The organism is Rugamonas sp. (assembly GCF_025354735.1).
Lineage (GTDB): Bacteria > Pseudomonadota > Gammaproteobacteria > Burkholderiales > Burkholderiaceae_D > Rugamonas.
This window is the reverse complement of record NZ_JANXMI010000286.1, coordinates 1-9,119: the sequence shown is the minus strand read 5'-3', so window position 1 is coordinate 9,119 and position 9,119 is coordinate 1. Positions and strand designations below refer to the sequence as shown.

The 9,119-nt window shown below is 64.2% G+C and carries 11 protein-coding genes and 2 pseudogenes; 1 reads left to right on the top strand and 12 read right to left on the bottom strand.

All coding sequences use genetic code 11. The features are described 5' to 3' along the window. Positions 1–128: 128 nt before the first annotated feature. From Q0S71_RS23230 to Q0S71_RS23175, 12 genes and pseudogenes are all read right to left on the bottom strand, one after another. Positions 129–572 carry a hypothetical protein gene (locus Q0S71_RS23230; RefSeq protein WP_296001060.1) on the bottom strand — a complete coding sequence of 148 codons (444 nt, stop codon included), beginning with the start codon at positions 570–572 and terminating at the stop codon, positions 129–131. Further along, complete coding sequence (gspM, locus tag Q0S71_RS23225) at positions 557–1,330, bottom strand: type II secretion system protein GspM (RefSeq protein ID WP_296001058.1); 774 nt, start codon at positions 1,328–1,330, stop codon at positions 557–559. Before gspM ends, Q0S71_RS23230 begins: the two co-directional genes overlap by 16 nt. After that, positions 1,327–2,001, bottom strand: a complete 675-nt coding sequence (locus tag Q0S71_RS23220) for an MSHA biogenesis protein MshA (protein ID WP_296001056.1) — start codon at positions 1,999–2,001, stop codon at positions 1,327–1,329. Before Q0S71_RS23220 ends, gspM begins: the two co-directional genes overlap by 4 nt. Then, positions 1,998–2,903: a type IV pilus biogenesis protein PilM gene (pilM, locus tag Q0S71_RS23215; RefSeq protein ID WP_367185332.1), complete on the bottom strand. Its 906-nt coding sequence runs from the start codon at positions 2,901–2,903 to the stop codon at positions 1,998–2,000. Before pilM ends, Q0S71_RS23220 begins: the two co-directional genes overlap by 4 nt. 168 nt (positions 2,904–3,071) lie before the next feature. After that, positions 3,072–3,575: an agglutinin biogenesis protein MshP gene (locus tag Q0S71_RS23210; protein ID WP_296001053.1), complete on the bottom strand. Its 504-nt coding sequence runs from the start codon at positions 3,573–3,575 to the stop codon at positions 3,072–3,074. Next, complete coding sequence (locus tag Q0S71_RS23205; protein ID WP_296001051.1) at positions 3,572–4,477, bottom strand: prepilin-type N-terminal cleavage/methylation domain-containing protein; 906 nt, start codon at positions 4,475–4,477, stop codon at positions 3,572–3,574. The genes Q0S71_RS23210 and Q0S71_RS23205 overlap by 4 nt, the downstream gene beginning before the upstream one ends. A gap of 2 nt (positions 4,478–4,479) precedes the next feature. Next, on the bottom strand, positions 4,480–5,106 hold the full coding sequence (locus Q0S71_RS23200; protein ID WP_296001050.1) for a prepilin-type N-terminal cleavage/methylation domain-containing protein: 627 nt from the start codon (positions 5,104–5,106) through the stop codon (positions 4,480–4,482). Beyond that, positions 5,096–5,683: a prepilin-type N-terminal cleavage/methylation domain-containing protein gene (locus Q0S71_RS23195; RefSeq protein WP_296001049.1), complete on the bottom strand. Its 588-nt coding sequence runs from the start codon at positions 5,681–5,683 to the stop codon at positions 5,096–5,098. The genes Q0S71_RS23200 and Q0S71_RS23195 overlap by 11 nt, the downstream gene beginning before the upstream one ends. Positions 5,684–5,734: 51 nt before the next feature. Continuing rightward, a complete protein-coding gene (locus tag Q0S71_RS23190) occupies positions 5,735–6,343 on the bottom strand; it encodes a type II secretion system protein (protein WP_296001046.1) in 609 nt (202 codons plus the stop codon). Positions 6,344–6,414: 71 nt separating this feature from the next. Continuing rightward, positions 6,415–6,954, bottom strand: coding sequence for a hypothetical protein (locus Q0S71_RS23185; RefSeq protein WP_296001045.1), 540 nt, complete (start codon positions 6,952–6,954; stop codon positions 6,415–6,417). Then, positions 6,954–8,189, bottom strand: coding sequence for a type II secretion system F family protein (locus tag Q0S71_RS23180; protein ID WP_296001043.1), 1,236 nt, complete (start codon positions 8,187–8,189; stop codon positions 6,954–6,956). Before Q0S71_RS23180 ends, Q0S71_RS23185 begins: the two co-directional genes overlap by 1 nt. Position 8,190: 1 nt before the next feature. Further along, a pseudogene (locus Q0S71_RS23175) lies at positions 8,191–9,003 on the bottom strand (GspE/PulE family protein); the annotation flags it as partial. Between Q0S71_RS23175 and Q0S71_RS23170 the strand changes: the two are divergent. Continuing rightward, positions 9,003–9,119, top strand: a pseudogene (locus Q0S71_RS23170) (ATPase, T2SS/T4P/T4SS family); the annotation flags it as partial. The pseudogenes Q0S71_RS23175 and Q0S71_RS23170 sit on opposite strands and share 1 nt — an antisense overlap.

The window sequence follows — 9,119 nt, the reverse complement described above, 5'->3', positions numbered from 1 at the left end:
CCGACGGCGACGGCTTGGCGGCGCTGGCCACCTCGGCGTTGATCTTGTCGTAGGTGTCGCGCGTGGACGGCGTCTGGCACGCGCTCAGGCTGATCGCCACACCGAGGAGGATGAGGATTTTTTGCATGCTAGTCTCTGCTGTTGTGCGCGGGCGTGGTGGCGCCGGCGGTCTTGTCATCTGCTGCGGGGACAGGGAAAAGATGCAGCACCTGGCGCACGGCCCCGCGCTGCAATACTGCCTCGTTCTTGCCGACGCGAACGAGCACCGCGCCGTCGATTTTCTGGCCCACGCGCACGGTCTGGCCGTCGATCACGGCGACTTCGCGGCCGTGCTCTCCGATCAGCACCGATTGCAGCTGCGGGCCATGCGCTACGGGCGCCGCCGGGGCCGATGACGAGGGCGTGGTCATCGCTTCCGGTGGCGGCTGGGTAGGATCGGTGATCGCTTGCGCGCGCGCGGCGCCGGCCAGGCCGAGGCCCAAGCCCAGTCCGGCATACAGCAAGGCCGGCACGGCCAGCGACGTCAGCGCCGCCAGCGTCATGCGCACGGCGCGCTTCATAGCTTCATCCATTTCTCATCCAGACTCATGGTGTAGAGCGTCAGCGTCAGCGTGACGGCCGGATACTGTCCGGCGTCGAGCTTGGCCTTGCCCCAGAATAGCTGCGACGGCAGCGCTTCGAGCGCCGTCATGTAATTAATCATGTCGGGATAACTGCCCTGAAGTGCGATTTCCACGCCGTGGCGGTACAGCAGCTCGCGCGGTTTGGGCGCGGCGGCGGTCGATGCCGGCGGCGTGCCGGCGACCGGCGGCGCGACGGCGGCCACGGTGGCGGCGACGGCGGCCGGCACCGCTGCGACGGCCGGCTTGTCGGCCCTGGCGGTGGTCGGATTGAAGCCGCCCTCGCTCAAGCCGCTGACCGGCAAGGTGGTCAGCGACAGCAGGCGCAGCTTGCCGTTGCCGCGCAACAGATGTTCGAGCAGCGGCACGATCTGCTCCGGCGGCACCAGGCCTTTTTGCATATTGCGCAGATTGGCGCGGGCGCCATCTATCTGCGCCTGCAAGGCTTTCAGGTGGGCCTGCCCGGCCGCGTCCGGATTGGCGGCGAAGGCGTTCACTTTTTGCGTGATTTCATCGTCGATGCCGGCGACCTGGTTTTGCTGCTGGTTGATCTGCGCCAGCAGCGTGCTCTGGCGCGCCAGCATAGGTTCGAGCAGCATCGTATAACCGAGGAAGGCGATGCTGGCGGTGACGGCGCCGAACACCATGGCGCGCTCGCGCAAGCTCATCGCGTCGAGCTTGGTGGTCAGCTTGATCCATTGCTGCTTCATTTGACCGCCTCCGCGCCCTGCGATTGCAGGCTGAATTCAACATACGGCGCCAGCGGCGGCGCGGCAACGGCGGCGCCGGCCGCAGCGGCGGCTGCGGTCCCTGCGGCGGCGTTCAGCACCGCCACCGGCCGCGCGATTTCCAGGCGGCCGAAGGTCTTGCCGTTCATGACTTTTTCCGCCGTCAGCCGCGCGATGTAATTCGGAATCAGCGTGGCCTGCATCGCCCTGCCCTGCACGCCGATGTCGTTGCCGGCGCCGACGATGGAAACGCCGGTCAGCCACAGGCCGCTGACGTCCTGGCGCGCGAAGGCGCGGAAATATTCGGCGTAGCCCGCCGTGTTGCCCAGCGCGCCGCCGTGCAGCACGGAGTCGACCTGGTGCAGGCTGTTGAGTTCCGCTTCGGCGGCCGCGACTTCACTGTCGAGCGTGGCGCTGCGCTGGCGCGGCGCGAATTGCACGGCGGCCTTGTTCAAGCGCGTCTCGCGCTCGGCCACCATGGTTTTGCCGGCGGCGGCGCGCTGCTCGAGCACGCTCACGCGCTGCTGCGCCAGCCAGCCCAGCACCAGCGCGCCGAGCACGATCACGCCCAGCGCTTCGAGCATGGGCACGGCGCCGAACACCTTCTTCTGCTTCAGGAAGATGGGGTTGAACAGATTGATTTGCTGGCTCACAGCGCCGTCTCCTCATGGCGCAGCGCGCCGCCCAGCGTCAGGAAAAAGCGCTGCTGCTGCGCGACGTCGGCCAGCGCCGGCACCTTGGCCAGGTCGAACACGTCGGCCAGGTCCATCGCCTCGACCGGCATGTACAGATTGGCGCCCAGGTATTCGTGCAGGCCGGCCGCGCCGGTGGGCGCCAGCATCAGCTTGGCGACGTTGATGAAATGGAACTGCCGGTCGAAGTGGTCGAGCGAGCGTTGCAGTTCCAGCGTGATCTTGTCGTAGCAGATTTGCTGGCGGTCCGAATTCGTTTCCAGCAGCTGCGCCAGCGTGACGTCGATGCGGCGCGTCAGGTACAACTCGGCGTTGAAGGTCACCGTCAGCAAACCGCCGTCGGCGTCGAACGACAGCATGGCCAGGCCGCGCCCTTCCGGCTCCAGCAGCGCCGAAATATTACGCTGCGCCATTTCCGGGATGTCGATCACGCTCAGCTTGATCTTGGCCGCGTCGAACAGCGCCTGGCGCGTGCCGATCAGCGTGCTGCGCGCGGCGACGGCGAACATCTGGTGATTATGGCTGGCCAGATTCTTGTCGACGGGGATGTCGAGCACGTCGATGGTGGCGTCGTCGATGTGGAAGTCCAGCATGTCCTTGAGGCGCCAGCGCACCGCCGTTTTCAGTTCGTCCGCCGGCACATTGGGCGCGTCGACCGAAATCATCTGGTACTCGCCGCCGCCGAGCAGGGTGCCGCAGCGGAAACCGGCCAGCTTCAGTTCGCGCGCCATGCGTTCTAGCGTTTCGGCCGAATAAGGCGGCACGATGGGATAGAACATCGCCAGCTCGACGCTCGCTTTGCCGTCGCGCACGCGCTTGGCGCTGCCGACGCAGATGCCGTCGGGCAGAAAGGCGATGGACAACCACCCCTCGTTTTTTTTCACTGTTGAGAAAAGACCCATGCGGATATCGATATGATTGGCTCTACGTTAAGTTTACGCGCTAGTTGATTGATTATATTCAAGTTTCAACTTTTTATATTGCCAAACGCACATTTCTTGGTGAAAAACACACAATTTCTGGTGCACAAGCTAGATTTCCGCTTCGACTTGACGTTCCACGTAATCGACGCCGGCATTGTTGTTGTTGGGGCAGGTGCCGGGGTGCGTGGCATCGGCGCCGACCGGCTGGTTGCAGGCCACCGACAGCACGCGCATGCTGGTGGGCGCCGTGCCGCCGCCGGGCGGGCTGCCCAAGGGCGTGGCTTCCTGGATGCAGGTGATGGTCACGGTGAAGCTGGCCAGCGACGGCGCCGGTATCTTGTTGAACGAGGTGCCGCAGAAGGCGGTCGACGTCGTCGGCGCCTGGCCCGCCTTGGTGTACGCGCCCTGATACACGGCCCACTCCATGCCGGCCCGCGCCGCCTGGTAGGCGCGCACGCCGAGCAAGTCCATCGACTGGCTGGCCTGCTGGGTGGTCGTCACGGAAACGATGGCCACGGCCAGCCCGGCCAGCACCACCAGCAGGAAGATGGCGGTCACCATGGCGATGCCGCGCGCGCGGCGCAGGCGGTGGATGGCGGCGTAATGGTTCATGGCGTGTTGTCCATGTGAATCTGGTTGAACAGGCGCAGGTCGGGGTCGCTGCTGTTGGGCGTGCGCAGCGAAATGCTGAGCGACACCATGCCGGTGTGGGTGTAGGCCATCGACGTGGCGTCGAAGTAGCAGGCCGACACCTTGTCGGCCAGCAGCGCGCTGGCCGCGCCCAGCGTGGACGGATCGGTCTGGGTCGGCTTGAAGCCGTAGTTCCAATAGCGCGTCAGCGTGCCCTTGCCGGTGACGGCGTTCGGCTTGCAGCTATACGTCACCGGCGACGTCACCACGTTGAAACGCTGCGTGGGCGAGTTGTCGGCGATCACGCTGTTGCCGCCGACAGCGTTGACGCTGATGACGTTGGTGCCGGGGACGACCTTGTTGATGGCCGAGATATCGTTGCCGGCGTAGGCGTCGGCATTGGCGTAGCCGGCGCCGAGGTTGTAGACCACGATGTAGTTGCTGCCATCGACGGCGATGGCGGTGGCCGGCAAGGGTCCGACCATGCGGAACGAGGGGTCGTCGGCCGTGACGGTGGCGCCGGCCGGCCCCAGCGCCGGATAGGTGGCGGACGGATAGCCGTCGTTGACCGACAGGTAGCGGCCGCCGGCCGTGGTCGGGATGAATTCCAGCAGATAGCCGCCGGCGCCGTCGGGCAGGACGCGCAAGCTGTTCGGCAAGGCGCGGCGCAGTTCGCGCGACAGGCGGCGCATCGCCAGTTCGGCGACGTCGCTCATGTCGGCGCGGGCCGCGCTGTCGACATAGTTTTGCACCGGCGCGCGGATGAACAGCACCATGGTGCCGGCGATGACGCTGGTGATGACCATGACGATAATCATCTCGACCAGCGTGAAGCCGCGCTGGCCGCGGCGACGCTGCGAGTGGATACGGGTAGATGCGCGCATCGTCATGGCACCGAGTTGGGCGCGTAGCGCGCGCGGTAGCCGTCGACCACGACTGTTTCGCCGGGGCTGTAGGTGACGGTGACGGTAATGCGCAGCAATTCCATCGGATTCGTGGCCGCCGAGCTGACCGCCATGCCGGACGGGCCCAGCGTGTCGTTGTCGGTGATGCTGACGACGGCGGAGTAACCGTTCATCTGCGCCCCGCCGCCCGCCGTGCCGAAAGGCGCGCCGGAAGCGTCGGTCGTGATCGCGGCGCCGGGGTTGAGAACGTTCTGGTAATCGTTGACGTTGTCGTAGGGGCGGACATTGTTCGCCGGCGCCGCCGTCTCCGGCCCCATCTGCTCCTTGAGGGCGGGCGTGCAGGCGGCTGGCGAGGTGGCCGTCAGCACGTTGGGGTCGGCCGGGTCGCAATAGGTCATGCGCGCCGATTCGATTTCTTCGAGCAGCGCTTCGGCGATCAGCATGCCCTGCTTGCGGCGCACCGGATCGGCCGTGCCCTTGGCCGACATGCTGAGCACCTGCAACACGCCGGCGGCGGCGATGCCCATGATGACCATGAATAAAATCAGTTCGATCAGGCTCAGCCCGCGCGCCTGGCGCCATGGCTGTTTGGTGGATCTAATAGACATAGCCCGTTTCTGGCGTCACCGTCACCACCAAGGTCGACGCGCCGCCGCCGACCGACAGCGTCAGCGGACCGGTGAAAGTGGACGTCGGCGCGCTGTCATTGCTGTTGTACGGGCGGCCGAAAGAATCGAAATAGAACATGCCGTTGCTCAGTGCGGGAGTGGCGGCGATGACGGTGCTGACATCGGTCTGCATCGCTTCGCACATCCAGTTGGCGACGTAGACGGCTGGACTGCCGAGCACGCATTGTGCCTTGGTGACGCTGCTGGCGCTGTTGCCGCCGCCGGGCGCCGGCACCACGTTGGCGGCGGTGCAGGTTTGCTGGAAACAGAGGCCGACGCTGCTGGCGCTCAGCTTGACGTAGACGTTGCGGTGCTGGGCGATGGCCACTTTCTGGCCATAACGGATGATGGACTTGGCCTGGTTCAGGTATTGGCTGGTATCGGTGTCGCGCTTGTCGAAGAAGCGCGCCGCGCCGATGGCCCCGACCACGCCCATGACCACCATCACGGTAATCAGCTCGATCATCGTGAAGCCACGCGGTCGGCGTTGTACGGCGGCGGGAAAGCTACTTGGCATGATGTCAGCGGCGCCGTTCAAACCGGGATTTGAACGGCGCCGCTGTTGGGATTACTGACAGGCGGTCGCGATTGGCACGGCACTGATCGCCGGCGGCGTGATCGTGATAACGGTACCGTTCTGACCACCGGTTGCTTCCGCGTACGAGATGAAGCAAGTCAGGCCGCTCGCCGTTGCCGACACGCTCTTTGGCACGATGACCATGCCGTGCGCTGGAATGGCAGGCGTGTTGCCCGATGCGCCGATGATTGAGGCGGTCGCATTGGAAGTCACAGCGTAATCATTGATATTCAAACCTGCGGCATTGGCAAAGCCATTGAGAGCAGTAATATTGTCAGTCGCGGTCGGGTAACCGGTGGCAACGTTGGTCGCAGTTCCCACGGTTGTCAACACACTGAAGAGGAACGTAGTACCCTCTTGAGTTACCTGGGTACGGGTCGGATCAACCAGCCACTGGCCGTGCGCCGTCGACGCCGCGCTCTGCAACGCGCCCCGTGCCGCGTTCAGGCTGGCCACGCGGGCGTCGCCGCCCAGGTTGGCGAATTTCGGCAGCGCGGTGGCGGCCAGGATGCCCAGGATCACAATCACAACGATCAATTCGATCAGCGTAAAACCGGCTTGTCCCTGCTTACGAATCGCATGCATTGTTTGCTTATTCATTCAAAATTCTCCAAATCGTCTTGTATTTCAAAATTCGCAGAACGGCGCGGTCGCCGTTTTGCGGCGTCGCTTTACTCCGTTACTTGATCGAAGGTCACACCGCTGGTATCGGGCGCTCCTGACGGCTTGGCGGGGGATGAGGGCAAGCGAAATAATTTTACCTTGAATCTCAGGCGTTTCTGCACAGCATCTCCAAAAGTTTTTTGATTATTTAACAAATACACCAGATTCTTGTCGTGCCGGTCGAAATACCAGTTGCCCGGCGCGACTTCCTGCGTCGTCGGCGCGAAATACTCGCCGGCATAGTTGTCCGGTTTATGGTCCAACCAGTCCAACGGATTCTGCCCCGTCAATGCCGCCAGATCCACCGTGCGCCCGGGCAAATGACCCTGCGCCAGCTTGACATCGAGGCTGCTGCGCACATTCGCCACCACCAGCTGGACGGCGGCCCGCTCCGCTTCGGCTTGATAAAATTGCATTCTTTGCAGAAGCATAAAGATCAAAATGCCAACCACCAAGACCGCGATGGAAAATTCAAACAATCCAGCGCCACGTTGTTGCTCGAAAGCGACAATTGTTGCTTTTTTATTGGAACCGACTCCGTCTTGCATTATTTATGCAGCGCCGCGCGCCCCAAGTCCCAGATCGGCAGGAAGATGCCCAGCGCCAGCACCAGCACCATGGCGCCAAGGAAGGCGATCAAAATCGGCTCGATCTGGGCCGACAGGGTCTTCAATTCATAATCGACTTCGCGTTCGTACATTTGCGCGATCTCGTCCATCAGGTCGTCGAGGGCGCCCGTTTCTTCGCCGACGGCGATCATCTGCAACACCACCGGCGTGAACACGCCGGCCGCCGCAGAGGTGCGCAAGATGCTCTCGCCGCGTTCGACGCCGTCGCGCATCTGCTCGATGCGCGCGCACAGGTAAGCGTTGTCGACCGTCTGCGACACCACCGTCAGCGCCTGCACGATGGGCACGCCGCTGCGGCTCGACAGCGCGAAGCTGCGGGCGAAGCGCGCCATCGTCCCCTTCAGCACGATCTTGCCGGCGATGGGAATATGCAGCTTGAACTTGTCCCACTGGAAGCGGCCGCGCACGGTGCCGACCCAGGAGCGGAAACCGAAGTAGGCGGCGATCACCGACACCAGCAGCAGCGGCCAGTATTTGACGGTGAAGGCGGAGGTGGCGATGAGGATGCGCGTCATCAAAGGCAGTTCGGCGTGGAAGCCCTCGAACACCTTGACGAAGGCCGGGATCACGAACATGTTGACGATCACCATCGCCACCACCATCGCGAAGACGACGAAGCTCGGATAGCGCGTGGCCGACTTGACGCGCTCGCGCATGTCGCGGTCGAATTCGAGGTGGTCGAACAGGCGCAGGAACACTTCTTCGAGCCGGCCCGTCATCTCGCCGACGCGCACCATCGACAGATAAAACTGGGAAAAGATGTCGGGGTGGCGCCGCATCGCGGCCGACAGTTCGCGCCCGGAGTCCAGCGATTCGCGCAAGTCCTTGATGACGCGCCCGAACGATTTGCTGATGGCCGACTCCTGCAAGCCGGCCAGGCCGCGCATGATGGGCACGCCGGCCTTGAGCAAAGTGTAGAGCTGGCGGCTGAACAGCTGGACGTCCATCGACGTCACTTTTTTCTCGGTCAGCTTGTCCCACAGGGTGCCGACGTCGCCGGCGCCGCTGACGGCGCGGGTGGTGACGGTGATCTCGATCGGCGTCACGCCGGTGCCGAACAGCTGGTCGGCGACGGCGCCGCTGTCGGCCCCTTCCAGGACACCCTGCATCAGTTCGCCGCGCGCGTTGCGGCCCTTGTAGGCAAAGAAAGGCACGTCAATCCTCGGTCTGGTTGCTGATGCGCATCGCTTCGGACACGGTGGTGCGGCCCGCCACCACCAGCGCCACCGCGTGGCGCCGCAGCGTCTGGCCGGCCATCTCGGCCTGCGCCACTTTCATGAAATAAGCCGGGTCGTGATGGTTGGCGGCGTCGACGACGGCGCGCGTCATTTCCAGCAACTCGTAGACGCCGGTGCGGCCGCGATAGCCCATGCCGTTGCAGTGCGAACAGCCCTTGCCGTGGAAATAGCGGGCCCGCTCGATCTTATCACCGAGCTCCAGCGTCAACCATTCGTATTCGGTCGGCGTCGGCTCGTAGGGCTGGGTGCAGCTTTCGCAGATCTTGCGCACCAGACGCTGCGCCAGCACCGCTTGCAGCGAGCTGCCGACCATGTAGCGCGGCACGCCCATGTCCATCAGGCGCAGCGGCGTGCTCAGCGCGTCATTGGTGTGCAGCGTCGACAACACCAAGTGACCGGTCATGGCGGCGCGCAGGCCGATCTGGGCGGTTTCCTGGTCGCGCATCTCGCCCACCAGCACGATGTCGGGATCCTGCCGCAGCGCCGAGCGCAGCACGCGCGCGAAGTTCAGGTCGATCTTGTCGTTGACCTGCACCTGGTTGATGCCGGGCAGCCGGTATTCGACCGGGTCTTCGACGGTGATGAGTTTCTTTTCCACCGAGTTCAGTTCGGCCAGCGCGCAGTACAGCGTGGTGGTCTTGCCGCTGCCGGTGGGGCCGGTGACCAGCACCAGGCCGTTGGGCCGGGCCACGATGGCGCGGAATTTTTCCAGGATCGACTTGGGCATGCCGCTTCGCCGTGCGCGTCAAGGGCCAGCGCATCGACGTCCGTATCTCGACCATGCCGACCCAGCACGGCGAGTCCGTCGTCATGCGTCTGCTCAACCAGAGCGGCACCACCTTGCGG